Annotated in this window: 28 protein-coding genes and 1 tRNA gene; 16 read left to right on the top strand and 13 right to left on the bottom strand. The window is 34.7% G+C overall.

All coding sequences use genetic code 11. The features are described 5' to 3' along the window. Window positions 1-50 precede the first annotated feature (50 nt). On the bottom strand, window positions 51-872 hold the full coding sequence (locus tag OL225_RS09085) for an alpha/beta fold hydrolase (protein WP_047375045.1): 822 nt from the start codon (window positions 870-872) through the stop codon (window positions 51-53). A gap of 288 nt (window positions 873-1,160) precedes the next feature. Further along, window positions 1,161-1,949, bottom strand: a complete 789-nt coding sequence (locus tag OL225_RS09080) for a PhzF family phenazine biosynthesis protein (protein WP_047375042.1) — start codon at window positions 1,947-1,949, stop codon at window positions 1,161-1,163. A 1,331-nt stretch (window positions 1,950-3,280) separates the two neighbouring features. Between OL225_RS09080 and OL225_RS09075 the strand changes: the two genes are divergently transcribed. The 6 genes from OL225_RS09075 to OL225_RS09050 all read left to right on the top strand — a co-directional run bounded on the left by OL225_RS09075 (window position 3,281) and on the right by OL225_RS09050 (window position 8,497). Then, window positions 3,281-3,354 (top strand) — tRNA-Ala (locus OL225_RS09075). Between the two features lie 416 nt (window positions 3,355-3,770). After that, a complete protein-coding gene (locus OL225_RS09070) occupies window positions 3,771-5,351 on the top strand; it encodes a hypothetical protein (RefSeq protein ID WP_264518031.1) in 1,581 nt (526 codons plus the stop codon). 423 nt (window positions 5,352-5,774) lie between these two features. After that, complete coding sequence (locus OL225_RS09065; protein ID WP_264518030.1) at window positions 5,775-6,362, top strand: Crp/Fnr family transcriptional regulator; 588 nt, start codon at window positions 5,775-5,777, stop codon at window positions 6,360-6,362. A gap of 54 nt (window positions 6,363-6,416) precedes the next feature. Then, the gene (locus OL225_RS09060) at window positions 6,417-7,100 is read left to right on the top strand and encodes an MBL fold metallo-hydrolase (protein ID WP_264518029.1); all 684 of its coding nucleotides are present in this window, start codon (window positions 6,417-6,419) and stop codon (window positions 7,098-7,100) included. A 578-nt stretch (window positions 7,101-7,678) separates the two neighbouring features. Beyond that, window positions 7,679-7,948 carry a heme oxygenase gene (locus OL225_RS09055; protein ID WP_264518028.1) on the top strand — a complete coding sequence of 90 codons (270 nt, stop codon included), beginning with the start codon at window positions 7,679-7,681 and terminating at the stop codon, window positions 7,946-7,948. Window positions 7,949-8,002: 54 nt separating this feature from the next. Next, the gene (locus OL225_RS09050; RefSeq protein WP_264518027.1) at window positions 8,003-8,497 is read left to right on the top strand and encodes a CinA family protein; all 495 of its coding nucleotides are present in this window, start codon (window positions 8,003-8,005) and stop codon (window positions 8,495-8,497) included. Between the two features lie 194 nt (window positions 8,498-8,691). Here OL225_RS09050 and OL225_RS09045 read toward each other — a convergent pair whose 3' ends face one another. The 5 genes from OL225_RS09045 to OL225_RS09025 form a co-directional block, all read right to left on the bottom strand. Beyond that, on the bottom strand, window positions 8,692-8,850 hold the full coding sequence (locus OL225_RS09045) for a hypothetical protein (RefSeq protein ID WP_264518026.1): 159 nt from the start codon (window positions 8,848-8,850) through the stop codon (window positions 8,692-8,694). A 131-nt stretch (window positions 8,851-8,981) separates the two neighbouring features. After that, window positions 8,982-9,794 (bottom strand): hypothetical protein, encoded by an 813-nt coding sequence (locus OL225_RS09040; protein WP_156118356.1) that lies wholly within the window; start codon window positions 9,792-9,794, stop codon window positions 8,982-8,984. Between the two features lie 6 nt (window positions 9,795-9,800). After that, window positions 9,801-10,031, bottom strand: a complete 231-nt coding sequence (locus OL225_RS09035) for a hypothetical protein (protein ID WP_255815198.1) — start codon at window positions 10,029-10,031, stop codon at window positions 9,801-9,803. Continuing rightward, window positions 10,024-10,362: a cupin domain-containing protein gene (locus OL225_RS09030; RefSeq protein ID WP_264518025.1), complete on the bottom strand. Its 339-nt coding sequence runs from the start codon at window positions 10,360-10,362 to the stop codon at window positions 10,024-10,026. Before OL225_RS09030 ends, OL225_RS09035 begins: the two co-directional genes overlap by 8 nt. A 140-nt stretch (window positions 10,363-10,502) precedes the next feature. Further along, window positions 10,503-10,721: a hypothetical protein gene (locus OL225_RS09025; RefSeq protein ID WP_255815200.1), complete on the bottom strand. Its 219-nt coding sequence runs from the start codon at window positions 10,719-10,721 to the stop codon at window positions 10,503-10,505. A gap of 456 nt (window positions 10,722-11,177) precedes the next feature. Here OL225_RS09025 and OL225_RS09020 point away from each other — a divergent pair, with 456 nt between their 5' ends. Then, the gene (locus OL225_RS09020) at window positions 11,178-12,275 is read left to right on the top strand and encodes a calcium:proton antiporter (RefSeq protein WP_264518024.1); all 1,098 of its coding nucleotides are present in this window, start codon (window positions 11,178-11,180) and stop codon (window positions 12,273-12,275) included. 41 nt (window positions 12,276-12,316) lie between these two features. Here OL225_RS09020 and OL225_RS09015 read toward each other — a convergent pair whose 3' ends face one another. Genes OL225_RS09015 through OL225_RS09005 form a run of 3 tightly spaced genes read right to left on the bottom strand, consistent with a single transcriptional unit; the run spans window position 12,317 to window position 15,790 of the window. After that, window positions 12,317-14,584, bottom strand: a complete 2,268-nt coding sequence (locus OL225_RS09015; RefSeq protein ID WP_264518023.1) for a glycosyltransferase — start codon at window positions 14,582-14,584, stop codon at window positions 12,317-12,319. A gap of 45 nt (window positions 14,585-14,629) precedes the next feature. Beyond that, the gene (locus tag OL225_RS09010) at window positions 14,630-15,658 is read right to left on the bottom strand and encodes a pesticidal protein Cry7Aa (RefSeq protein WP_264518022.1); all 1,029 of its coding nucleotides are present in this window, start codon (window positions 15,656-15,658) and stop codon (window positions 14,630-14,632) included. Beyond that, the gene (locus tag OL225_RS09005) at window positions 15,659-15,790 is read right to left on the bottom strand and encodes a hypothetical protein (RefSeq protein WP_264518021.1); all 132 of its coding nucleotides are present in this window, start codon (window positions 15,788-15,790) and stop codon (window positions 15,659-15,661) included. Between the two features lie 164 nt (window positions 15,791-15,954). On the opposite strand from OL225_RS09005, the gene OL225_RS09000 reads away from it, so the two are divergent. From OL225_RS09000 to arr, 3 genes are all read left to right on the top strand, one after another. Continuing rightward, window positions 15,955-16,515 carry a helix-turn-helix domain-containing protein gene (locus OL225_RS09000; protein WP_264518020.1) on the top strand — a complete coding sequence of 187 codons (561 nt, stop codon included), beginning with the start codon at window positions 15,955-15,957 and terminating at the stop codon, window positions 16,513-16,515. Between the two features lie 284 nt (window positions 16,516-16,799). Further along, the gene (locus tag OL225_RS08995; RefSeq protein WP_264518019.1) at window positions 16,800-17,597 is read left to right on the top strand and encodes an HAD family hydrolase; all 798 of its coding nucleotides are present in this window, start codon (window positions 16,800-16,802) and stop codon (window positions 17,595-17,597) included. Between the two features lie 365 nt (window positions 17,598-17,962). Then, entirely contained in the window at window positions 17,963-18,397 is a 435-nt protein-coding gene (arr, locus tag OL225_RS22055) for an NAD(+)--rifampin ADP-ribosyltransferase (RefSeq protein ID WP_407298169.1), read from the top strand. Between the two features lie 201 nt (window positions 18,398-18,598). On the opposite strand, the gene OL225_RS08985 is transcribed toward arr, so the two are convergent. Together OL225_RS08985 and OL225_RS08980 are read right to left on the bottom strand one after the other, a co-directional pair. Then, the gene (locus OL225_RS08985) at window positions 18,599-19,063 is read right to left on the bottom strand and encodes a hypothetical protein (RefSeq protein ID WP_264518017.1); all 465 of its coding nucleotides are present in this window, start codon (window positions 19,061-19,063) and stop codon (window positions 18,599-18,601) included. A 216-nt stretch (window positions 19,064-19,279) separates the two neighbouring features. Further along, a complete protein-coding gene (locus tag OL225_RS08980) occupies window positions 19,280-19,963 on the bottom strand; it encodes a hypothetical protein (RefSeq protein WP_047375015.1) in 684 nt (227 codons plus the stop codon). 386 nt (window positions 19,964-20,349) lie between these two features. On the opposite strand from OL225_RS08980, the gene OL225_RS08975 reads away from it, so the two are divergent. Next, on the top strand, window positions 20,350-20,718 hold the full coding sequence (locus OL225_RS08975; protein WP_047375013.1) for a hypothetical protein: 369 nt from the start codon (window positions 20,350-20,352) through the stop codon (window positions 20,716-20,718). 41 nt (window positions 20,719-20,759) lie between these two features. Here the strand turns inward: OL225_RS08975 and OL225_RS08970 are convergent, their stop codons facing one another. After that, window positions 20,760-21,398 (bottom strand): hypothetical protein, encoded by a 639-nt coding sequence (locus tag OL225_RS08970; RefSeq protein ID WP_264518016.1) that lies wholly within the window; start codon window positions 21,396-21,398, stop codon window positions 20,760-20,762. Window positions 21,399-21,552: 154 nt separating this feature from the next. Here OL225_RS08970 and OL225_RS08965 point away from each other — a divergent pair, with 154 nt between their 5' ends. From OL225_RS08965 to OL225_RS08945, 5 genes are all read left to right on the top strand, one after another. Beyond that, window positions 21,553-22,122, top strand: a complete 570-nt coding sequence (locus OL225_RS08965; RefSeq protein ID WP_081995433.1) for a C40 family peptidase — start codon at window positions 21,553-21,555, stop codon at window positions 22,120-22,122. Between the two features lie 11 nt (window positions 22,123-22,133). Next, on the top strand, window positions 22,134-22,463 hold the full coding sequence (locus OL225_RS08960; RefSeq protein WP_047375009.1) for a LytR/AlgR family response regulator transcription factor: 330 nt from the start codon (window positions 22,134-22,136) through the stop codon (window positions 22,461-22,463). Between the two features lie 108 nt (window positions 22,464-22,571). Beyond that, window positions 22,572-22,943 (top strand): DUF2255 family protein, encoded by a 372-nt coding sequence (locus tag OL225_RS08955; RefSeq protein WP_264518014.1) that lies wholly within the window; start codon window positions 22,572-22,574, stop codon window positions 22,941-22,943. Between the two features lie 326 nt (window positions 22,944-23,269). Then, window positions 23,270-23,881, top strand: coding sequence for a methyltransferase family protein (locus OL225_RS08950; RefSeq protein ID WP_264518013.1), 612 nt, complete (start codon window positions 23,270-23,272; stop codon window positions 23,879-23,881). An 83-nt stretch (window positions 23,882-23,964) separates the two neighbouring features. Continuing rightward, window positions 23,965-24,777: a 2,3,4,5-tetrahydropyridine-2,6-dicarboxylate N-succinyltransferase gene (locus OL225_RS08945; RefSeq protein WP_047375006.1), complete on the top strand. Its 813-nt coding sequence runs from the start codon at window positions 23,965-23,967 to the stop codon at window positions 24,775-24,777. Window positions 24,778-24,798: the final 21 nt, after the last annotated feature.

Below are 24,798 nucleotides of genomic sequence, written 5' to 3'. Positions count from 1 at the left end.
GAAAGGTGGACTATTGCAGTCCACCTTTCTTTATATATAGATATGTTCTGTTAAGACTGGATAAATTCCAAAAGATCTTTATTTATAGTTTCATGTTCTGTAGTTGGCATTCCGTGTGGAAAACCTGGATAGGTAATCAGTTTACCATTCTTTAATAATTTCGCTGATTTTATGGCAGAATTTTCGATAGGAACAATCTGGTCATCTTCTCCGTGTAAAACCAAAACCGGAATATCAACGGCTTTCAAATCTTCTGTGAAATCAGTCTCAGAAAATGCTTTGATTCCGTCGTAGTGAGCAACAATTCCACCCATCATTCCCTGTCTCCACCAGTTTCTCTGGATTCCGTCTTTGATGTTGGCACCTTCTCTGTTGTACCCATAGAAAGGAAATGTAAGATCAAAATAAAACTGGTTTCTGTTGTTCAGAGTTTGCTCTCTGATTCCATCAAAAACTTCCATTGGAACACCGTCAGGATTGTTCTCACTTTTTACCATAACCGGAGGAACAGCGCTGATTAATACAGCTTTTTTTGCTCTGCCATTGGCATATTTATGTACATAGCGGATTACTTCACCACCACCTGTAGAGTGTCCTATATGAACAACATCTTTCAAATCAAGAAATTCTACAAGTTCCGCAGCATCAGATGCATATTGTTCAATAGTGTGGTTGTAGATATTCTGGCTTGAACGGCCGTGACCTCTTCTGTCATGGGAAATTACTCTGTAACCTCTCTGTAAGAAAAAGATAACCTGTGCATCCCAATCGTCAGATGATAATGGCCATCCGTGGTGAAACATTAATACTGGTCCTTGTCCTTGGTCTTTGTAAAAAATCTCAGTTCCGTCTTTTAATGTAAATGTGCTCATAGTTTTAAATTTTTAATGTTAATTGTTGATTTACGTGATAATTTTTTATTGTCTTATTTCTTTAGCAAATGTAGGACAGTTTGAGTTCACTGAAATTAATCTAGTTTAATTTCGTTCATATTTAATAAAAAATTTTTATTGGGATTTTTGCCTGCATTCTTTTGGAGAACCAAATTTTTACAGAAAAGGCACTAACCAAAGATAGTTAATGCCTTTTTTTGCTGTCATTCCAATATATATCCTTCTCCAGAACGAGCTACTTGACTATTCAGTTTGATTGGGATTATATTATTCTATCCACAGATGTCCCATAGAATACGTTTTGGCTTTACCCGCCACAATCACTCTTTCTTTTTTGTTTTCACAATAGAGCTGTCCGCCTCTTTCAGAAAGCTGACGGGCAAAAAGCATATCTTTTCCTAATCTTGAAGACCAGAAGGGAATGAGTGAGCAATGTGCAGAGCCGGTTACAGGATCTTCGAGAATAGATGACTGTGGCGTAAAATATCTTGAAACAAAATCACTGTCTGTACCGGCAGCAGTCACCACAAGACCTCCAGGATCCAGATTGATAAGGTCAAAAACAGATCTTTCAATCCTGATGTTTTTGATGTCATCCTCAGAATCATATAACAGAATATAGTCTCTTGATTTGAAAACTTCTTTGGGCTGTATATTGAGCGATCTGGATATGCTGTCTGGAAGAGCCGCTGCTTCAGGCATTCTTGAAGGAAAATCCATATAATAAACGTTATCTTTAACATCAACCGTTAATTCACCGCTTTTAGTTTCAAAAACAATTCTTTTGCTCTGATAGTTTAAGATTGAGACCAGGCAATGCGCTGTAGCGAGAGTGGCGTGTCCGCATAAGTCCATTTCTATTTCAGGCGTAAACCATCTCAGATGAATTGTACTGCCATTATCGATAAAGAAAGCTGTTTCGGCAACGGCATTTTCGCGGGCTATTTTTAAAAGCACCTCATCAGGTAACCAGTTTTTTAAAGGAACGACACATGCAGGGTTTCCATGGAAAATTTTTTCAGTAAATGCATCTATTTGATATAATTCTAACTTCATGATGATAAAAATTTCTGTCTCTAACGAAGATACTCTATTTTTTATACAACTGTTGATAGCGTTATCATCCTGCTGCTTTTTTTTAATTTGATTTATAAGAGGTTAAGATTGGCTATTAATAAACTTTATCTATTATTATATCTTTAATTTTTATGAGCTAATAATGAATTTTTGTTAAAAAAACAATAAAACATGCAACAAAAAAAAACACTTTTTTTACTTGATTTTTTGAATCACTTCACTGCTATATACAATTAAAAATTCCCCTAGCAGAAAGGATTTGGTAAATTTTAATATAATATTATGATCTTGATCATAATATTATTGCTAGTATTTCACTATGTTTGGAATAATAAAACTAATACATGAAATAAGGATAACATAAAAACTTGTTAAACTAAAAAATTAATAAAGATTATCAAAGATTATGAAAAACTTATTTTCATTAAAAGGAAAGAGGAAGGAGCATATTATAAGGTACTTTAAAAAAAAAATGTACCAATTGATCGAAAAGGATGACTGGATCACTTTTACAATAAGAAATTGTTACAAGACAATGACTATCTCCTGTTTGATATGCAATGATTTGGTTACTTTAATTATCGTAAGGATAAAAGTTACTCCATTTTATGAAAAATATACAGTATTGTAGTATTGTCTCTGAACCTTCATAAGAATTATTATAACCATTAATAGTCATCATTACATTTATATTGATGACAGAATTTAATCTGCAATATTTCCGATTTTTAATTCCATAATTTAAAGAAAATTTCCAAGGAGAGAAATGTATTGTACAGGATCAGATAATCCCCGGTGCTATTGGAATGAGAATACAATGGAATATCTAGATTCTTAGAATTCAATCCCTCATCAAGAGGGATTTTTTATTGTGGGTGTTCGTAATTTTTGGGTATTTGATTACACTTATTGTCTATTCAGCCACACTTATTAATTACATCTTGCCTTATTTCTCATACAATTATAATTTCACATCAGAATCAAAAAAAATAGTATGAAAAAATTATCAAGAAACGCGTTAAAATCTATTAGTGGCGGGTTCTCATGTACTTGTGGAACAAGATATATTGGAGAGTTTACTTCTGCCGAGCTTTGTATTTTCACCTGTAGTGTTATAATTAAAGCGCCAACAGACCCAGAAGTACATTAATTAATAAAGACCGTTTATTCGGTCTTTTTTTGTCCTAATAGTATGATCATGAGGAATTATAACAGGGTTTCAAATTTTTATGAAATAAAAAACCACAAAATAGTTGCATATATTATTTAAATACTTACTTTTGTACCCGCTTCGCAATAAATGAAGACATGGGGGATTGGCGCAGTTGGCTAGCGCGTTTGACTGGCAGTCAAAAGGTCACGGGTTCGAATCCCGTATTCTCCACCTGGTGTAATTGATAAAATCTTCAAAATGCACAAAAGATTGATAAATCCTGCAAAAATTAAAAGTTTGCAGGATTTTTTTTCTCTCAATTAGCAACATTTTCAAATTAACTTATAATGTTTGTTGCAAAATCGTGGCAATTTTATTTCTACTGAATTGTTTGCAGTATTCTGATGACTAGCAAGTAAAAGATAGTAACGACTTGTTTTCAAAGACTTTTAGTTCAACTTTTTATAAACCTTTATACATAGAATTATGTTAGATAAAGTAAGCTATTTTTTGAATCTACATTTGTGGATATTTTTCCACACGCTGATAAATGTATTTCCACAGCATTCAAAGATTCCTGCATAGATATTAGAATATCTTTACCTCCGTAATAACAATATCAATTAAGATATATAAAACGATAACGAATGGTTAAGATTTATACAAAATTATTTTTTGCAGTGTTAGCTTTAAGCCCTGCTGTTGTTTTTGCCCAGGCAGGAAATGTTGGTATTAATACTGCGAATCCAGGTTCTACTATGGATATCTCCGGATCATTAGCGGCAAATTATAATGCTGTCAATACAAACTCTTATAATTTGACCTCATCAGACTTCCATGTCTCTTATAATGGGAGTTCCAATGCTATTTTTAATCTTCCTTCTGCAATCAGCGGGGTTGGAAATTATAAGGGACGTATCTATAGGATTAAAAATAATACAAACTTTAGCATTACAGTAAATTCTGCAGCACCTGAGACCATTAATGGAAATCCCAACGTTCTTGTACCAGCAAATCAAAGTATAGAATTAATTAATACTGGGCTTACGGGAGCAGCTTCGACTTGGGAAATACTTTCAAAAGGGACGTCTTCTACAGGAGATTATATTATTGTTAAGCCCAATGCTATTCAAACGGTATCTACCGGATCAGATGTGACGTTCGGATCTGTAATTGCATCCAATAATATTACTTATAATGCCGGTGTTTTTAATTTGAAAGCAGGCAAAACTTATGTGCTTCGTTGTCAGGTGCATGCTACAGAGTTCTCGTTGGCGGGTGGCTTCATGGTTTATGAATGGGTTGATGCTTCAAACAATTCTGTTCTTCCTTCCAGTACCACCGGAGTTGTTGATGCAATAAATAATTATCCTGCAACTTCAATAGGTGGCCAGCCGGAAGCCTATGCTATTTATAGACCTACGGTTGATACTTCTGTAAAAGTAAGATTAGGAGGAGCAGGAACAGCTCAGCTGAATCCTCAAATAGGATTTATGACCGTAACAGAACTTGCAGGAGGTAACGGAAACGGCGGAACAACAATTATTAATAACAATATTACCGCGAGTAACGGTCTTACTTTATCAGGTACAGATGTAAAACTGGGAGGAACTCTTTCACAAGCTACTGATATTGCAATGGCAGGAAATAATTTAAGTATCAACGGTACAGGAAAAGTCCTGATGGGAACCAATATAGTACCATCGGGAGCATCCAATGCCAGAGTTGTTATTGATAACGGGACTACGAATGGAGCCCTTCAGATAAAAGACGGCACCCAGCAGTTGGGATATGTACTGACCAGTGATGCCAACGGTTTAGCAACATGGTCATCAACTGTTACTACAGCATTTGCCAACAATTGGACGCCATATACCGGAGCATTGGTAAACCCTTTTACGGGGGGAACCGGAGGTGGCGGATTGAATACGGGAGTCCAGGTAACCATTCCGGCAAAGGGCTGGTATTTTTTCCGATGTGGAGTTGCCATCAATTCTGACTGTAATGATTACTTTTTCTATATCAACGGCATTGGAGATGTCTGGAGAAGTTATTGTGGATCAAATACTGCTGCATTCATGTTTCCAAGAGATCAAAACCGTGTACTATATTTTGCTACACCAGGAACTTATACTGTCTTAGCTGGTAAAACAAATGGAGTAGTACCAGCGTCTTTCAATGCGGGAAACCCTTCTTTTTATCTGGATTTTGTAAAATTCCAAAACTAATGTTGTAACTCTTATCAGCATAATAAAGTTCAGCGATTCTGAAAACACATAATGCTTTACTGCAAGGTTTTATACCTTGCAGTATTTTTTTGTTGCCATAATATTTCATCTGTGAAAGCTTTGTATTAGATCAGACTTTCTATTCAGTATCTTATCACCAGTTTAATGAGTCTTCAGAGTATTCTTTCTTTGGAATATAAAAACATCAGCTTCACAAGGAGCATCTGTTGAAATGCAGTCGAAAGTAAGAAAGGAGAACCATTTTACCGTAAGTATAGAGAGTAATAATACTCCGAACAGAATGGCTGATCAGATTGAAACATTCACTAATGAATGTTCAATAATTGTTAGTTTTGTATATTGTATTTGGTGTGTAATCCATAGACGCTAAAGAAGAAAATAGAAAAACAAAAACATTGCGAAATGACTGACTTATTTGAAAATTACCTATCCTCAATAGGAGGACTATTAGCTGAGGAAATCAGCTTTTCTGAGCAGTTCTTCAAACCGATCCGTTTAAAGAAAGGTGATTTTTTAATTCGTGAAGATGAAATCTGCCGTCATATTGGATATATCGCTAGCGGTGCCGTAAAAGCATATGCCATCGACAAAGATGGAAAGGAAAATATTACCTGCTTCAAATTTGAAAATGAATTTGTTACCTCGTTTCCGGAGTTTGTGGCGCAGGAAAAATCCAGAAGGAATATAAAGGCTATAGAAGATAGTATTGTTTATAGGATAAGCTACCCGGATTATGAGTATCTGCTTGGTAAGGTGACCGCTTGGAATGGAGTTATAAAATGGGTGATGGAGCAGGAGTATAACCAAAAGGAACATTATCTGCTGAATTACAATAATAAGTCGGCTGTAGATAAATACCGGCATATTCTGTCTAGCGAACCGATGCTCGTACAACGCATAGCGACGCAGGATCTAGCATCGTACCTGGGTATCACGCAGCGATCGCTTACACGGGCAAAGGGACAAATACATAGGCCCAGCGTATTATAGGACAAATGTCCTTATACAGTACTGATCAGCGATGTAGATTTGCACAAAAAAACGATGTTACGTCAAATTGCTCCCGAAGTATTCCAGATTTCACTGATGCCACGAAACAGTATCAATTGCTATATTATCGAAGGTGTATTGGTAGATTCCGGAATAAGGAATTCGTATACAACTGTAAAGAAAGCTCTCCAGAAAATCCCTGTTTATCAACATGTACTTACACATGCCCATGCAGACCATCAGGGCTGTAGCGATCAGATATGTGCTGAGTTCGCAATACCTTTACTCTGTCATCCTGGCGAAGTTTTTAGGACTGAAACGGGTATGGTAACCAATGAATATCCAACTCCGCAACATTGGATAGCAAAGCTTCAACAAAAATACTGGGCAGGCCAGGGACATAAAGTTGAACGGACAATAGTTGAAAACGATAGGATTGGAAACTTTCGGGTAATAGAGACGCCCGGACATTCGGCAGGTCATATTTCTTTATTCCGTGAACAGGATGGTGTACTGATCATCGGTGATGTAGCGACAAATATGAATCTGCTCACAACAGCGACCGGTCTGAGGCTTCCGCCAAACATGTTTACCTCGGATCAGCAGCGCAACATCAAATCGCTCCAAAAGCTGGCAAAACTGAATCCAACCATTATCTGCTTTGGCCACGGACCGGTCATGCGAAATACGGACCGGAAGTTTGAGCAATTTGTGGCTAAATGCAGCGAGACTGTTTAAAGATAAATTGTGCAATAATAACATTTTATCAACTTTAAATATTTCGATTTCTGTACAAATCCAACATGATCAGAACTAGAAAAAGAATGGACAATTAAATTACTATCAAATAAATTTTGCCTACAAGCAGGGGAAAGTGTGATTTATGTAAGTATGCCCCAAATAAGTGTAGCATATTGTACTTAAGAATACCCATATTTGTATACTGGTATTCAGTTGATTAAATCTGGGTGCTGTAGTCTGTAGAAAGAAATTTTTACAAAGCCAACAAGTTGCATAAACTAAAAGGATAAATATTAGGAATAAGGCATAAACCGTGAAAAATATCTTGGATACTCAATTACACAATGAGCTATTAAAATCAAAATAGTAAATCTGTTTTAGTATTTTAATGAGTAAAGGGACGAGAGGCTATAGTCTTCGTTCCTTTATCTATAAGATATCTGCAATGATATATTTATACACCAACACTATCTCATAGAAACTGATTATTACTTTAATGGGATGGTAGATAACAGGCAGCTTGACGGCCACCCAGGAGATAGGGGGTTGTCTCCATTAATCAAAATATTTGAATCATGAAAACCATACATCTCTTTCAGTTTAAAAATTCCATTTCCCGTAACATTCCATTTTTTAAGGAAGAATGCCGGATAGATAATCTTAACGATTTAATGGTCTATGATTTAATGAACACTGAAAAAGTGACTGAGTTTATTATCAGCGTTCCTGAGGACTTTATTTTTGAAGAGACTCCGAGGGAAGAGATTTTAACGATGTGTAAAAAAGCTGAAGAAACTATTGAGCATTATTTTGCAACAACAGTAGATGATTACGATGTTATTTAAGATGATAGCAATGTACAAGGATTTATAAAGTATATTAACACTAAAATTTATATCATGAAATTCCAGCAAAACTTACTGGATTATATTAGTACCTCACTCATTACAATTGGGGAGACGGTATCTATAGCAGAAAGCGTAACTTCAGGATTAGTACAGCTGGCTTTTTCACAGATGCCTAATTCAAGTCTATTTTATAAAGGCGGTATAACAGCATTTACATTACCAGAAAAGCTTAGGTTTTTGGACAGTAACCGCATTGAGGAGCAAGGAAATAATTTTGAGACCCAGCATATGGCTGATATAATGGCAAGAAAGGTCGCTATGTCATTTGGAACAGACTGGGGAATATCTTCTACCGGCTATGCTGCTTCTATAAGGAATTCAGGCTTTCATATTTTTTCATTCTGTTCGTTTAGCTATAAAGGAGATATCATTCTTTCCAAACGAATAGAGCTTAATGATAAAACCCAGGCCCTGGATGCTCAACTGTATTACACTGAGTTCATTTTAGGAAGCTTTAAAGGTGCTCTGAATCAAATATTGATCTAAAAAAATATCAGAAAATTTGACGAAAGAATGGGCTTTTAAAAAATAAAAACTGTTTATAAGGAGAAATATCCCTTCTCTGATATCTTCTCCTTTTTGTTCACTTCAGGTATTGTCTTATGACTAAAATGACTTGTTTTCATTCTTTATATTTTTCTATTAACTTGATCATAACTTAATTGGTAAATACAATTAATTCAAATAAAATCATAGTCATTCAGCCCAGCCACAAAGTAATGCTCAATGGTTTTCTGCGCTTTTTTACACATTGACAAAAGATCATTTCTGGATGTGTTCTCGAAAGTAAAATCGTCATTGGTTTTAACAATATATTCGGTTACTATTTCAATATTCATTATATCGAGTTCTGTAACATCATTCTTTAACCTATGTTCTTCTTTGAAGAAAGGAATATTGCGAAAAATTGAATTGTTAAACCGGAAAAGATGTATTGTTTTCACTGTAAAATATTTAATAATATGAAAATTTAGTTTGGTGTTTTATGGGGAATCTTATCTTTGATTTTTATATTGGTCCACCTTTTAGGCAGGGTACGTTCTGATGGTAATTGGTATATGCCGCCTGAAAGTATATATAATAAGTTGTCCCAGAAATTATTTTTTCTGCAGAATTCATGACTGTAATTTGTTAATACTTTTAAATATTCATGTTCATATTTCCTTGCTTCTTGTAATGTATAATTTTTAGGAAGATCCCTCATGATATCCATAGCGGTTTTGTTAAAGATTTTAGTAGAATACTTTTCCAGAAAGCCTAATTCTAGCTTACATACACGGGTAAGTAGAATAAGTAAAGAAAAAATTTCATCATAAAAATTGCAAATTGTTGCCTTCCATGATAATCTTTCTTCTTCCGGTAAAATTTCAGTGGCCAGTTGGATGAGTTTTTTATAGTTCTCTTCCCATTCATCTATATAGGCATTGTTTTGCTGCCAGAATATGGGTGAATTGATTTTATTTTTTTTAATAATATTCTCCAATATATATTCAAACTGTATTCTAATGTATTTTACATCATCACTTAGGTCTTCTAAAACAGACTGCCACAGATTATGCTGGCTTAAACTGCAGTGAGTACTAAATACCAATCTTGATTTGTTATTGAGAACCTGTAATTCTTTTAACATGCGAAGAACTTCCTTTGTGTCTCTTTCTAAGGTGATGTTGGTATTTCTGATGTAAAATAGAGAGACAAATTGCGAGTAATAGGCCCTTCTTGAAATATTTTTTTTATTTCTGAGCCCCAATTTGCTCTTTGGATGCTTAGTCAGCTTTTTCATTGGGGTTTATTGTATATTATTTTTTTTTGCTGTCCCTTCTTCAAAGGATTTTTGCTGTCTGATAAGGGAAATAAGATATTGTCTTAAATCTCTGATCGTAATATTTTTCTCTGCAAAAGAAAAAAATAATGGAGTTTCGTCTAAAAGATCATACAGTTCAGGAAATTCTTTTTGAATTTCAACTGTTTTTTTGAATATCTTTTTTGTTAAAACTGATATGGTATCTACATTATTCATAGCCGCTTTTTATTATTGTTACTATCATTTTAAAGCGTTTATTTCCTTTTATAGAATTAGATTTATGGGCCGGAATGATAATGCATTCACCTTCTTCCATAAAATAAGAAGCTCCGTCTATAATGATTTCTGTTTTACCTTCAATAATCTGTACAACAGCGTCAAAAGGAGAAATTTTTTCGGATAATCCTTCTTTGTCGTCAAACGATAAAGCACTGATATTGCCGGTTAGTTTTTCCATTATTGTCTTGCTGACTATAGAATTCGGAATGTATTCTACGATCTGGTGGGTAATATATACTTTTGATTTCTCAAGTTCTTTATGATTCATCACAGTCTGTTTAAGCATAAAAGAAAAGAAGATATTGTAAATAAAAGGGATAGAACTGTCTAATATCCCATCCCTTTTTCAAGCTAAAACTTTTGATAAATATGTCTTTTTCATAGGTTTTAACTGTTCTTGAAAATAATTTATGAAAGATTAATTTCTTTGATAATACTGAGAACCTCTTCACGGTTTTTTCTTAATCTGTTTCCGATTCTTTCAAGCATTTCTTTTTCTTTACCCTCTTCAAACTTCAGATCGTGATCCGTTAATATTGAGAATTTTTCTTTCAGCTGTTTAGACTGCTCATTCCAGTCTTCAGGAATTTTGAAAGATTTGTCGCCTTTATTGTGGTTTGTGTCCATAAGGTGGATTTTAGTGTAACTTCATTGCTACAATACAAAGTTGGGTGTTTAATAATCTATTGTATTACAGATTGTTTCTTTTATGTTGCAGATATCACACTTTTACAAAAATCCCAGATTTTTTTGAGTATCTGAGATAGGATTGTTCATAAAAGCAACAAAAAATCCGGCAGCTCTGATGAAGTAATGGAATTTATTGAGTCTTATGAAAAGATTGCAATTCAAAATACTGCTATATAATTTCAAATAAGTGGTTGATTATTCGTACCTTGCTGAATAACTAAATTGAGCTGATGATCCGGACTCTCAGTTTTCTTTTCACTATTTAATATTTCCGGTATATCATCATCTCTAGTCTGCTTCAAATCATTAATAAAACTGTTTTGAAAAGGAAAATATAAGCCTGTTGATTTTTTCCAAAAGACAATTCAATTGTAAAAATTATTAATGCTTTTTATGAATATAAAAAAATATTTATGGATGTGGACGTTTTTGGTTCCTATCCTGGCGTGGTTCTCTTATGTTGGAAATTCTGTTTTTTCTTCAGGGTATTACTCTGTGATTCTTGCTTTATTTTTAATGGGAAGTGTTTTGGCTGCGGTGTATCATTCTGAAGTCATTGCCCAACGTTTGGGGGAGCCATTTGGGACTTTACTTCTGGCATTTGCCATTACGGTCATAGAAGTAGGGCTTATTATTTCTATCATGATAGGAGCAAAAGGTTTAGAAACCATTACCCTTGCCAGAGATACGGTTTTTGCAGCAGTGATGATAATTCTTACCGGAATCATTGGAAGCTGCATTGTAATAGGTTCTTTAAGATATAGAGAACAAAGCTTTACTCTACAGGGGGTAAGTACTGCACTCATTACACTTACCTCTGTTATTATTTTTGTGCTTATTCTGCCCAATTATACGGTAAGTCATCTCGGAGGTGAATATACTTCCTTCCAATTGCTTTTTATCGCCTTGATTTCTTTAGCGCTTTACCTTGGTTTTACCATGATCCAAACGCTTAGACACCGAAGTTTTTTCATTTCTCCGCAAAATAAACTATCCGGAAACCAGCCTGTACAGAATAGTAATGAAATAATTTCCCGAAAACAATTGTATATCAGTTGTATATTATTGATTTTATCCCTGGGAATAGTCGTTTTACTGGCAAAGCTTCTTTCAAAGGATGTTGAACATATAGTTGTTTCGGTGGGTGCTCCAAGATCTCTTGTAGGTATTATCATTGCAGGTATTGTTCTCCTTCCGGAAGGGTTGGCTGCATTCAGGGCTGCAAAAAGTGATGAAATTCAAACCTCATTAAATCTGGCTTTTGGTTCTGCTTTAGCAAGTATCGGGCTGAGTATTCCTGCGATTGCCATTATATCTGTAATAACCGGTATAAGAATGTCATTAGGGATAGATATCAAATCAACAATACTTTTGGGACTATCGCTTTTTATTATTACCGTTTCACTGGCAACGGGCAGAACCAATATCATGCAGGGAATTGTACTGATCGCTATTTTTTTAATTTACCTTTTTATTACTATAGTTCCATAAATTACCATGTAAATATATCTAAATATAGAGTAATTAAGGGGTTATTTTGGAAAACAGAGTCTTGCCATGAGATAGCTGACTGTTGATTCCGCTCCCTGGTTGAGATTAACATTTTTCTCTTCAAGGCCATCATAACATCCACCTGTTGCAGGGTTATAAATAATCTGATGTAAGTGATTCTTTCCTAAAAACCAACTAAAGGCATTCCTCATCATCTGCAAGTATTTTTCATCCTTAAAAACTTTATAGAATGTGGATAAAGCCAATATGGTATAAGCAACATCAATAGGCTGTTCACCACCAATTGTCTCAGGACTTTTAACCGTTTCTTTCTGCAGCCATCCATTGTTGGATATTACTTTGATGCCACCTTTAATAAAAATTTTGGAAAGTAAAAACTTGAATGATTCATTGGCAACCTGCTTATACATTTCGTTTTGGGTTGTAATCCATGCACACAATAAAGCCTCAGGGAGTACACTGTTTCCATAGGTAAGATAGCTTTCAAACCAATGCCAGTCTCTGTGTTTTTCATGCTGATACATTTTTACCAGCCGATTAGCCAGCTTTTTCAATAATGGAATATTATTTTCAGAGTTTTGATAATGCAGTCCCTTTATGATAAAAGCCATTGCTCGGGTAGAATGGATGCTCTCAATAGATAAAAGACTTTTTTCAATGGCTGATTCTGCTTCATCATAAAACTCTTGAGGTAAAATATTCTTTATGGAAAGGAGATATCCCAGTGCCCAGATAGCCCTTCCATTGGAATCTTCAAGATTGGTTTCATAATTCTGCTGAGCAAATTCCTTGTTTTGATTCACATAGTTAAGAAAACTACCATCCGGTTGTTGACAAAATTTAATAAATTTTAGATAAGTTGAGATTAAATCTAGGTCAGATTCATCTCTGTTCAGTTCGTAATGTCTGCAGGCTACAATCATAGCACGGGCATTATCGTCTAAAGTATACCCGGAATCTATATCAGGTTTATTGATTTTAGAAAACTGGATCATTCCAAAATCTGTTGTCATATTTTTGATATGGCTAAGATTGATGATGGGGAATGTATAATGTAATATCATGTTGTCTTTGCTGTGTTGTTGAAATAATAGGGCGTGCGAAATAGATGAATTCTCCCAGGCTGTGGGAGCCATTTTTTCCAAACTGTTTGAACGTAATTTTTCCTGTGTATTTTCGTTTTTCAGTAATGTATTCACGGCAGCAGCGAGCTGTTTCGGAGTTTCAAAATCAATAATAATTCCCAGGTCTTCATTTAATACTTCTAAGGCATGTGGAATAGGAGTGGAGACAATGGGGCATCCACAACTAATTGCATAGGAAAAAGTGCCGCTTACCGCCTGATTTCTGTCTTTTGAAGTGAAAAGATAGATATTGGTAAGCTGAAGATATTCTAACAACTCATCTAAAGGCAGATATTGATTGATAAAGTAAGTATGCTTTTCCAACTGGAGCCTTTTAATAATAGCCTGTAAAAAATCACGATATTTTTCACCTTCATGCTTAATGATACCAGGGTGCGTTTTTCCAATAATCAGAAACATTACATCCGGATTTTGGGCAATAATTTCAGGCAGAGCTTCTAAAGTGGTTTCAATATTCTTCCCGGACCCCAATAAACCAAATGTTGAAAGTACCTTTTTATCTTTAAATCCGTATTTCGTTTTCAGTGAAATTTTGTCGATAAATGGTAACAGGTGAGTTCCATGGGGGATCACTTTAATTTTCTCAGATGGAATATCATAGTCAACAGACAGGATGTCCGCAGAAATACCCGTCATTACAATAATAGATTTGCAGAAACTGCCGATTTCTTTTACTTTTTCTTTTAACTCCCAGTCTGGTTTTGGCAGAACTGTGTGAAAAGTAATGATGACTTCTTTCTCTAAATTTTGAAGAAAAAGCAGCAATCCGTTTTTGGCCTCAGTGAAAAATCCAAACTCATGCTGAAGCATAACCAGTTGAATTTTATCATTTTTGTTGATTTTATCAGCCAGCTCCAAATAAGAAATAGCATCGGATATATTTAAGCGATATTCAGGATTTTCTTCGTATCGATAATGCTCCCCTTCAGTTTCCATTGGACAGATGATGATGTTAAAAGATTCATTGAACTTTATCTGAAGTGATTTTATTAAATCCTGACAATACGTTGCAATACCACACACCTTAGGAGGAAAAGTACTTATAAAGATAATTTCAGGTTTATGATTAATTGTGTTTTTTCTATTTTGGACAGATCGTCTTTTTGTCTTTTCCTCCACATCTGATTTTATATTTTTATTCATGTTGATATCTATTTTAAAGTATGACATTCTGTATAGAATAGTCAGTTATGAAGTGTACTGTAGCAATTCCTTCAGCAATTCCGGGATATTTAAAGAAGCAACAGCAATTCTTTTATCCGCAGCTCCGTAGTAAATATGTAGTGTATCTCCTTCTGCAATGGCTCCGGTAGGGAAGCAGACATTGTTCACTTCTCCCTTCTGTTCCCATTCTTCTTCGGGTTTGAAAAGAGGATAAGGAAGTCTTGAAATTTCTTTTTCGGGGTTATCAAGATCAAGTAAGGCAGCACATGCACTGTAAACATACCCTTCAATGGTATCATGTACGCCATGATATATCAAAAGCCATCCATGCTCGGTTTCTATAGGGGGACATCCTCCGCCAATATAGCTTACTTCATGCTCATATAGGGGAGATAATACAATATGATCTTTAAAGTGAAGGAAATAATCTTTCCAGAAATCTGAATCCAGATCTTCAATGTTTTCTATACCTGCAATTTGAATATCAGGTCTTATGCGATGAAGAAAATAAAGATTACCGTTAATTCTTCTTGGGAAAAATATCACATTTTTATCCCAGAGAAAGATGTCTTTATCCTTTGTATGAGTAGACGGAAGTTTGTTGAAACGTCTGTATTTTTCTGCTATTTCACCTTGGGATTCTGATAAAAATCTAAACTTGTTGTATGGAATTTTGGGAACAATAATGCCCCGTTTTTGCCATGATGTAAGATCCTCCGATACAGCAAGTGTTCCCAATGCATTAATCCCGTCATAACTGGTATAGGTAAGATAAAATAAATGATCGATTTTTACGATTCTTGGATCTTCAACACCATGTTTTTCGTATTCAAACTCGGGGATAATAACCGGATTGCTCAACCGGGTTTCTATAGTCTTATAATCTGATAGTATACAGTATCCGATACTTGAGAAATTATTCTTTGCAAGAGCCCTGTAAAATAAATGTATTTTTCCGTTATCCTTAATAACTGCGGGGTTTAAAACACCTTCACTCTCAAAGTCTAATGTCGTTTTTCTGAGTATAATTCCGTCTTTTTTCAGGGATACCATTTAGTTGCTGGTATTTTGGGCTTCGTTTTCCCTGTTTCTTCGTTTAGTCATTTTTTCTTCCCGTTTCTCTTTCGCGGATTTCGCGGGTGGAGTTTTATCTGACTTCTTTTTTCCGTCTTTTTCTTTTGACATTGTGAAATATTTTTTGTTAACTGTAAATTTCAATCATTAAAAAAGGAAAGCCTTGCAATTGTCTTTCAATTTGTTGTATAAATCATAGATATTTTCGATTTAATAGAGTAACTTTGAGTAAACATCTGTTAATGAAATAATTGACAGTATAAATAGTAAGGGAGATGAAGTTGTATATAAAATATATGGTAAGTTTGCGCTGCAAAATGGTTGTTCATCAGGAACTGGAAAGGCTGGGCATTAAAAATGCTATTGTAGATTTGGGAACTGTAGAATTATTGGAGGATATCAGCGCTGAACTAAGACAAATTCTGAAAGAAAACTTACTTAAAACAGGACTTGAGATATTAGATGACAAAAAGAGTATCCTGATAGAAAAAATAAAAAATGTAGTCATAGAAATGATTCATTATTCAGATGAGCTTCCAAAAGAAAATTTCTCAGATTATGTAAGTGAAAAATTAGGATATGATTATACCTACCTTGCGAATACCTTTTCTGAAGTGAAAGGTATGACACTCCAGCATTTTATCATTATCAATAAAGTAGAAAAGGTAAAAGAATTACTGCTGTATGATGAACTCAACCTTACAGAAATTTCTTATAAACTCAACTATAGCAGTGTGGCCCATCTCTCTAATCAATTTAAAAAAATCACAGGTCTTTCCCCTTCATTTTATAAGCAGCTGAAACAAAAGCGTTTGGGGAACCTGGAAGACCTGTAAAGTGTACCACAACTGTTAAACAGTTATTTCCTGTGATTGAATATCCACATCATAATTTATTTAGAATTAACTGTTTTAATGGTGCTTTTCAGTTTTAATAATCTATCTTTAGCTCTAGAAATGGAGCCGAAAAAAGGTGTTTTCTTTATGATGAGATCATTAATTGATTTTTTCATTAAAGGAATTTGAATAAGTTATATTTATTGTTTTATATTCAACTGTATTGATTTTTCTATTAATGAATATCTGAGTTTGATCTGTTGTTTGTTCATTTGACCTGTATTATGAAGCATATTAAATTAATTGTTACCGACATGGACGGGACTTTTCTCAATTCCAGCCATGAAATGAGCCCTGAATTTTCAGATGTTTATAAGGAATTAAAAAAAAGAAATATTTTATTTGTACCAGCAAGCGGAAGGCAGATGCCCGGGATTACTCATTATTTCGGGGATATAGAGAGCGAGATCGGTTTTATTGCTGAAAACGGCGGTTATGTGATCTATAAAGATCAGGAACTTTTTGCTGATACCCTGGAGTATAAACATATTGTTGAGATCATAAAGACTGTTCGTGAAATACCGGGAGCTAAAGCGGTATTGTCAGCTAAGAAGTATGCTTATTATGAAACTGATGATCAGCAGTTCGTGGATTTTTTCTCAAAGTACTACACCAAAAACATGAAAAAAGATGATCTGACGGAAAAAATTGATGATATAGCCTTTAAAATTGCGGTCTATCATCCTGATGGTTCTGAAAAGCATCTTTATCCTGCTCTAAAAAAATTTGGAGACCTGGGTCTTGAAATTGTTATTTCCGGAGCGCATTGGCTCGATGTCATGAATAAAGATATCAATAAAGGGAATGCCCTGAAAATACTCCAGAAATCTCTGGGTATTTCTCCTGAAAACACGATGGCTTTCGGAGATTATATGAACGATATAGAAATGCTGAAGAATGCCAAATATTCTTACGCTATGAAAAACGCCCATCCCAATGTGAAGCAGATAGCTAATTTTGAAGCTTCTACCAACGATAGTTTTGGAGTATTGAAAACAATTAAGGATTACCTGCAAAACTGATATTTCCGAAATGATAAAAAGCTTATCTTCATTTGGAAATAAGTAAAATATAAAGCATGGAATTTTCACCTTTTAATAATGTTATCAAGCTTTGCCTTCAGGGGATGAGTATGGAGGATAAAGATATGCCTGAAGAAGCAATCAGGCTGTTTTTACAAGCCTGGGAAGAAGCCGGGGACGATCATGAAAAATTTCTGGCTGCTCATTATGTATCACGTCATCAAAAAACAGCTGCTGATCGTTTGAAGTGGCTTGAAACCTCTCTGGAGTTTGCTTTAAAAATAAATGATGACACGGTTAAAAGTGCATTACCCTCTCTTTATTTGAATATTTCCGAATGTCATGAGAATTTAGGAGATATGGAAATGTCAGAAAAGAACGCAGAACTCGCATTGTTATTAAAAAATCATCCTTCTGATAAAGGACCATTTTATCATGGAACAAAGGCCGATTTGCAGATTGGTGATCTACTGACTGCCGGCGGAATTTCAAATTATAAGTCAGAATTAAAAATGAATCACATCTATTTTACAGCTTTGATTAACGGAGCAGGGCTGGCCGCTGCTTTAGCAAAAGGCGATGGAGTAGAGCGTGTATATATTGTGGAGCCAACAGGTACTTATGAAAATGATCCCAATGTAACGGATAAGAAATTCCCCGGAAATCCTACCCGTTCTTATCGTTCCGAAATGCCTTTAAAAATTATTGGAGAGATTAAAGAATGGACAAAACCTAATCCTGAAGATCTTCAAAGGTTTCGTGAAAAATTAGATGACAGCAAAGGAGAGATCATCAACTAGACAGATTATTTGTCTTTCGTTTTCCTGTAATTTTATCAACTACTGTATTAATAATATAAAACAATAATAGCAATGAAAGTCATTGATTATGATTGTACGCATAAAGGGTGGGGTGAATATTTCATACATTTGGGATAAGTTTTTCATCCATCCAATAGTTTAGCCTCCAATGGGGCTTTTCTGTTGGATGATTTTAGCAAATCAATTAATAGGATGACGGATCGTTTGGTATTGTTTTGTAAATAGTTCAGGTGAAACCTTCATTTCCAACAATGATAAAATTCTATTGAACTGTCTTTTTAAATAAAAACCCTTATGAAGTTCCAGTGATTTTTTACCATAGTATACAATACAGATTGGGGTCTTATATTTCCCAACCATTTTCATATCTATTCCTGTAATATCAGTCCAGAGAAATTGATGCTGTCTCAAACCTCCTGTAAAGCGGATATCCTTATTTGAAATGATAAGTCTTAGCCGGGTATATATCAGCATACTAACAGCAATCAGTAAAAGTAATGGTACTAAAAAAATAATCTCCTGTGGAAGGTCTTTCTGCATGAGAAGACCAAATGCCGTCAAGACTAACAGAAGTCCGAAAACATAACAGATTATTTTTAACCATTGTGGTGAGGAAAAAGTTTCTTCGGTAAGTATCTGTTTCATATGATAATAGTACGATTTTTAAGTGATGTATTTATATTTTCGCTCTCACAAAAAATAGCATTGGTTATTTACAGCTTAAAATATAAACATTTTTAAAGTCTTTGATTGAATATGAAAATTAAAACAATTACGTTAAGCGGAAAGGTTTGAGTCCTGGATAAAAAAACAGCCACAATTGAATTGTGACTGTCTCTTTTTGAAATCAAATATCGAGTATTATAAAGATCTGGAACGGGCAATGTTGATAAGATACACAAGATGTGCAAACATGTTCCGTTTTACAGACTCTACTTTTATATCTCCGGTGGTCTGATTGATCGTAGTTACAAGATCAGTATTACATTGACCATTGAAGTTACCACTTCCTAAATAGTTCACAGTATTGGCAGTTGGATAAGAAATTCTCGGATAATCCGGTGCGGTCTGATTGGCAACAGCAGTTGTTCCGCTGAACCCTTTATTGTCGACATATCGGGCTGTCCAGGTACCTAAAAACTGCCCGTTACCTGTATTGATACCCTGTCCTACAATGATTTGGGTGTCTACAGGATTGGTAAATCCGGTACAGGATGTGTAATGATTTAAAGAAACCGTGCAGGAAGAAGCGTTATCAGTAGGTTGAAAACATTTTCCTTCGTAAACGGTGAACCTTTGTTCAGTGGAAGAAGTAGAAGTGTTCAATAAAGCTTTCGGAGCGAAAATTTCTTCAGGAGATATAAGCATTAAAACTCCCTGTGCATCCGCCGCAACAATTTTTTTTTCAGCATTTGAAAGTCCTCTTACTCTTACCAGGCCATTGACATCTAACGTTTGAGTAGGTGTAGATGTGTTAATCCCAACCTGGGCAATCAGATTCCCACAAATAGCAAGTGCTGCCAAAAAGAATGTTTTTGTTTTCATGTTATTTTTTGAAAAGTTTAAATTTTTCACTAATATAGGAAATAAGTTTAAAATAGGGGTAGAAATAACCCGAAATCTGATATAAACTAATTGTAAACGGATATTGAATAGATTAATATCAGGTTTCAGGGATCACTTTCTAAATAACTCAAAATTTATACACCTTGTATTTGTTTGAAAAATATTTGTATTTTAGCCGAAATATGTTGCTTTTTAATAAACATATTGGACGCAAATTAAAATTCAGATAATTTGAATGAAAAAATTAGTAGATTTGCACGGAACAAAAAAATAATAAATATTAAGCACTATTCTCTGTGACGGATTTTTTAGGAGGGAAGTACATAGAGAATAACAGGATTTTAGGTTATAAAACTACTGAAACTATGAAGAAACTTTTTTTACTTTTATTAACGGCGTTTTTATTTATCGGCTGCAGCTCTAATGATGATACGATCTATGATTATGTAGGAACATGGTCAGGTTCTTATGAAGGAAATGATAAAGGAGTTTGGAACTTCGTGGTAGATGAGAGTGGTAAAGTGGTAGGAACAATGCATTCCGATGTTAATAATGAAAACTATAGTATTACCGGCAATTTAAGTGAGACAGGAGATCTTAACGCAAGAGTAGGACTTCCTTCACAAGGAGATTTTAAAGGAACGTTAACGACAGAAAAAAAAGGAAACGGAAACTGGTCCAACTCACTTCCTACACCTGCAAAGTCAGGGAGCTGGAAAGGAGAGAAGAAATAAAATAAGAAAGTCTGCAGAATCTACTGCAGACTTTTTTTTATTTAAACAAATCCCATGTGGGTAATATTATCATTTTCATTTTTCAATACTACAAAATAGAGCAGAAGATCATCCTCAGAAAAATACTTTTTAAAAGGTCTTTGCTGTTGCTGATTCCAGTTGATTATTTCTTCATTACTTTCTACGCTGTAATTTTGAGAATCTAATTTCAAAGTTAAAATCACTGCAAGGTCTGACGTACAACGATCATTTTTATAAAGAACCTGACCTTCAATTCTAACGCAATCAGAAATATTATTGACTCTACCCAGTTGAAATTCTCTCAATAGTTTTTTTCCTTCTTCAGTTTTGAACCCATTTTCAACCGTTCTTTTTCCTCTTTCGGAGATTATATCCAAATCTTTAATAGCCGTCATCAGCTTTGCGAACTTCTGGTAGAGGAGGGGATCACCTGCTTCTTTAATATATACTTCCAGACTTTTCCGGATTATCTTCCCAATTTTGGAGCAGTGCCCGAATTCAGAACTGTTCTGTCTTACTTTCTCATACGACGGACTTTTTTTAAAAGCAACTTTATTGAACCCGCTTTTCTTCCGAACCACATTTTTACCGTTCAGATTATAAAATACAAGGTCGCCTACAGCACCCGTGATTGTAATAAGACTTTCATATGTTGCCATATCTTCAAAATAGAGATCAAATATACCAATAAATACTTGAAAACAAAATTTTAACATATATTTATAATATAGTTGTAGTATAGTTATATTATAATTAAAATATAAAATGTATATTTGTAATGTGTTTTGTTAATTAATTATAAATCAGAAGAGTATGGGAACGGAATTATTTCAACAAAAAATGAAAATAAAGCAGATGGTTGTTGTACTGGCAGCATCTGTTTTTGTAGTTTCCTGTGGATCCTCCAAAAGTGCCACAAATAAAAAATCAAATACGAAAACAGTTGCTAAATCTGAGAACCTCAGAAAACTGGATTCAAAATTTGATGGCAACGTATCGAGGTCTATCAGTGATATTCTGAAGGATGCTGAAAAATACATCGGAACTCCGTACAAATTCGGAGGAAATACATCATCAGGATTTGACTGTTCCGGATTTACTGTAAAAGTATTTGAAGAAAACGATTTCAACCTTCCAAGAAGATCTTCTGATCAGGCTGAAGCCGGGAAAAATATTGATATCAAAGACGTAAAACCCGGTGATCTTTTGTTTTTTGCAACCGCGGGAGGAAGCAGAGTCTCTCACGTAGGAATTGTTCATGATATTGGTCCTGACGGAGAAGTAAAGTTCATCCATGCTTCTACCTCAAAAGGAGTAATGATTTCATCCCTGAACGAAAAGTACTGGAATAAGGCCTATCTTCATGCCCAAAGAGTGCTGTAAAATATTTTTAAATGATAGAGAACCGGACGTTTGCCTTTATTAAAACAGATAAAAAGCTGGTCAAGCTTTTTTTTAAAGATATTAATGTCATCAAAGGTCTCGGAAATTATGTAGAAGTTCATACCACAAATCATAAAAAATATATTTATTACAAAACATTGAAAGACCTCATTGAAAGTCTGCCGGAAGAATTTATGAGGGTTCATAATTCATATATTGTCAATCTTACCAATATAGAGTCTTTTGAAGACAATCATCTTATATGCGGCGAATTAAAGATTACCGTGGCCAAAAGCTATAAAGACTGTCTCAATTCCGCTCTCAATAAAATGATGCTTTAAAACTCATCCACATCAGAAAGAGAGTCATCCACATTCTATTTCTTACCCAGCGCATAAAAAAGTTTTTATTTCTGTTTTCTTATTCTAGTTTTACCCAAAACTTATAGAATGAATAAAGAAAATACATTATACTACATCAAAACGAATACTATTATCGGAATAAAAGCAGGACAGAAGAGATCTGAGTTTCTGGAAATCTGGATGGTTGTTGTCCAGGATAGAGTATTTGCAAGATCATGGGGACTCGCCGAAAGAGGCTGGTACAATACATTTTTAGAAAATCCAGACGGAGAGATCCAATGTGGTGAAACGATTTATCCCATAAAAGCTCTGATTCCACAAGATATCAATGACCTTACTGAGGAAATTAATGAAGCATATTTGACAAAATACAATACCGGTCACAATATTCCATATTCACAGGGAATTATTCAGGAAAAGCATATTGCAAAAACGATGGAATTTATTATTTTGGATTAAATGGATTTAAAATTCTGCGTAATCTCCTCAATCTGCGAGGTAATAATGTATGAAATATTCAATAGGAACGGGCTTTAGTCCGTTCAATAAAATGGCAATCAATCAATCAATCAATCAATCAATCAATTAATCAATCAATCAATTGGCTTTAGCCAAAACTTACATAATCTTCTTCTTTAATCACCCCGTCAAAAATTCTTCAAATTTTTGCAACCCCTCCGGAGGAGGGGAATTTTTACGTTTCCGTTTGTAATCTTTCTACCATTCATCATTGCAATAGAATTGCATCACAAAATGCAGCAAATTTGTCAAAAAACTATTATCATATGGCAGATTTCATCAGATTCTTTATCCCTTCGTACTTTATGATCTTCTTTTTGGTTTCCTTTGTGGGAATAAGCTATAAAGTAGCCGGACAGATTGGTAAAAGCCCGAATGTCCTTCCTAAAGATGATTCTGCATACGGTCTGGTAGGGTTTTATTTTAAGCTGATTTTGTTTGCTTTGTTTATGTATACAATACTTCTTTTATTTTTTCCGGAATATATGTACGATGCATTTAAAATCAATATACTGGAATATGACTTTTTTCATTATATAGGATTTGTTTTAATGATTGTTGCTTTGATTTGGGTTATTCTGGCTCAACTGCAAATGAAAAATTCCTGGAGGATCGGAATTGACAGTACAACAAAAACAGAATTGGTTACTCATGGATTATTCAGGATTTCAAGAAATCCTATATTTTTGGGAATGACCATCAGCCTTGTCGGGTTTTTTCTTGTTTTTCCTACTGTCATTGCTTTTTCTTTTCTACTGATGGGAAATGTTTTGATGCAGATTCAGATCAGGCTTGAAGAAGAGTATCTCATAAAAGAGCACGGAGAAATCTATCTGACTTATAAAAAGAGGGTGAATCGTATGCTGAGCCTTTATTAAAAGCATAATGTTAAAAACCGTTTTGCTGAACTTTTTTGTATCTTTGGCCGGTATAATTTTTCAAACTAATTTAAATAAGAAACATGTCGTTACAACAAACTATTGAAAACATTTGGGATAATAGAGAATTATTGCAGAATGAAGACAGCCAAAAGGCGATCAGAGAGGTTATTTCTTTAGTTGATAAAGGTGAACTTCGTACTGCAGAGCCTACAGAAAACGGATGGCAGGTAAATGAATGGGTGAAAAAAGCTGTAGTAATGTATTTTCCAATCCAGAAAATGGAAACTATTGAAGTAGGCCCGTTTGAATTTCATGATAAAATGCCTTTGAAGAGAAACTATGCTGAAAAAGGGGTGAGAGTTGTACCACATGCAGTGGCGAGAGAAGGTGCTTACATTGCTCCTGGTGTTATTTTAATGCCATCTTATGTAAACATTGGTGCTTACGTAGATTCGGGAACAATGGTAGATACTTGGGCTACAGTAGGAAGCTGTGCACAGATCGGTAAAAACGTTCACCTGAGTGGTGGTGTGGGTATCGGTGGGGTATTGGAGCCGTTACAGGCTGCTCCGGTAATCATTGAAGATGACTGCTTTATCGGTTCAAGATGTATTGTTGTGGAAGGTGTTCACGTAGAAAAAGAAGCAGTATTGGGTGCAAATGTAGTATTGACAGCTTCTACAAAAATTATCGACGTTACAGGAGATACACCTATCGAAATCAAAGGAAGAGTTCCTGCACGTTCTGTTGTAATCCCAGGAAGCTATACAAAACAATATCCGGCTGGAGAATATCAGGTACCATGTGCACTGATCATTGGTCAGAGAAAGGAATCTACAGATAAGAAGACATCTCTGAATGACGCATTGAGAGATAATAATGTAGCTGTTTAGGATTAATATTGTAAGCTAATA

It is taken from the genome of Chryseobacterium viscerum (assembly GCF_025949665.1).
Classification (GTDB): Bacteria; Bacteroidota; Bacteroidia; order Flavobacteriales; family Weeksellaceae; genus Chryseobacterium; species Chryseobacterium viscerum_A.
This window is presented reverse-complemented; position numbering and strand designations above follow the sequence as displayed.

Coding starts and splice junctions, on each gene's coding strand:
- OL225_RS09085 (WP_047375045.1), bottom strand. CDS start 872: ATGAGCACATTTACATTAAAAGACGGAACTGAGATTTTTTACAAAGAC.
- OL225_RS09080 (WP_047375042.1), bottom strand. CDS start 1,949: ATGAAGTTAGAATTATATCAAATAGATGCATTTACTGAAAAAATTTTC.
- OL225_RS09070 (WP_264518031.1), top strand. CDS start 3,771: ATGGTTAAGATTTATACAAAATTATTTTTTGCAGTGTTAGCTTTAAGC.
- OL225_RS09065 (WP_264518030.1), top strand. CDS start 5,775: ATGACTGACTTATTTGAAAATTACCTATCCTCAATAGGAGGACTATTA.
- OL225_RS09060 (WP_264518029.1), top strand. CDS start 6,417: ATGTTACGTCAAATTGCTCCCGAAGTATTCCAGATTTCACTGATGCCA.
- OL225_RS09055 (WP_264518028.1), top strand. CDS start 7,679: ATGAAAACCATACATCTCTTTCAGTTTAAAAATTCCATTTCCCGTAAC.
- OL225_RS09050 (WP_264518027.1), top strand. CDS start 8,003: ATGAAATTCCAGCAAAACTTACTGGATTATATTAGTACCTCACTCATT.
- OL225_RS09045 (WP_264518026.1), bottom strand. CDS start 8,850: ATGAATATTGAAATAGTAACCGAATATATTGTTAAAACCAATGACGAT.
- OL225_RS09040 (WP_156118356.1), bottom strand. CDS start 9,794: ATGAAAAAGCTGACTAAGCATCCAAAGAGCAAATTGGGGCTCAGAAAT.
- OL225_RS09035 (WP_255815198.1), bottom strand. CDS start 10,031: ATGAATAATGTAGATACCATATCAGTTTTAACAAAAAAGATATTCAAA.
- OL225_RS09030 (WP_264518025.1), bottom strand. CDS start 10,362: ATGAATCATAAAGAACTTGAGAAATCAAAAGTATATATTACCCACCAG.
- OL225_RS09025 (WP_255815200.1), bottom strand. CDS start 10,721: ATGGACACAAACCACAATAAAGGCGACAAATCTTTCAAAATTCCTGAA.
- OL225_RS09020 (WP_264518024.1), top strand. CDS start 11,178: ATGAATATAAAAAAATATTTATGGATGTGGACGTTTTTGGTTCCTATC.
- OL225_RS09015 (WP_264518023.1), bottom strand. CDS start 14,584: ATGAATAAAAATATAAAATCAGATGTGGAGGAAAAGACAAAAAGACGA.
- OL225_RS09010 (WP_264518022.1), bottom strand. CDS start 15,658: ATGGTATCCCTGAAAAAAGACGGAATTATACTCAGAAAAACGACATTA.
- OL225_RS09005 (WP_264518021.1), bottom strand. CDS start 15,790: ATGTCAAAAGAAAAAGACGGAAAAAAGAAGTCAGATAAAACTCCACCC.
- OL225_RS09000 (WP_264518020.1), top strand. CDS start 15,955: ATGAAGTTGTATATAAAATATATGGTAAGTTTGCGCTGCAAAATGGTT.
- OL225_RS08995 (WP_264518019.1), top strand. CDS start 16,800: ATGAAGCATATTAAATTAATTGTTACCGACATGGACGGGACTTTTCTC.
- arr (WP_407298169.1), top strand. CDS start 17,963: ATGTCAGAAAAGAACGCAGAACTCGCATTGTTATTAAAAAATCATCCT.
- OL225_RS08985 (WP_264518017.1), bottom strand. CDS start 19,063: ATGAAACAGATACTTACCGAAGAAACTTTTTCCTCACCACAATGGTTA.
- OL225_RS08980 (WP_047375015.1), bottom strand. CDS start 19,963: ATGAAAACAAAAACATTCTTTTTGGCAGCACTTGCTATTTGTGGGAAT.
- OL225_RS08975 (WP_047375013.1), top strand. CDS start 20,350: ATGAAGAAACTTTTTTTACTTTTATTAACGGCGTTTTTATTTATCGGC.
- OL225_RS08970 (WP_264518016.1), bottom strand. CDS start 21,398: ATGGCAACATATGAAAGTCTTATTACAATCACGGGTGCTGTAGGCGAC.
- OL225_RS08965 (WP_081995433.1), top strand. CDS start 21,553: ATGGGAACGGAATTATTTCAACAAAAAATGAAAATAAAGCAGATGGTT.
- OL225_RS08960 (WP_047375009.1), top strand. CDS start 22,134: ATGATAGAGAACCGGACGTTTGCCTTTATTAAAACAGATAAAAAGCTG.
- OL225_RS08955 (WP_264518014.1), top strand. CDS start 22,572: ATGAATAAAGAAAATACATTATACTACATCAAAACGAATACTATTATC.
- OL225_RS08950 (WP_264518013.1), top strand. CDS start 23,270: ATGGCAGATTTCATCAGATTCTTTATCCCTTCGTACTTTATGATCTTC.
- OL225_RS08945 (WP_047375006.1), top strand. CDS start 23,965: ATGTCGTTACAACAAACTATTGAAAACATTTGGGATAATAGAGAATTA.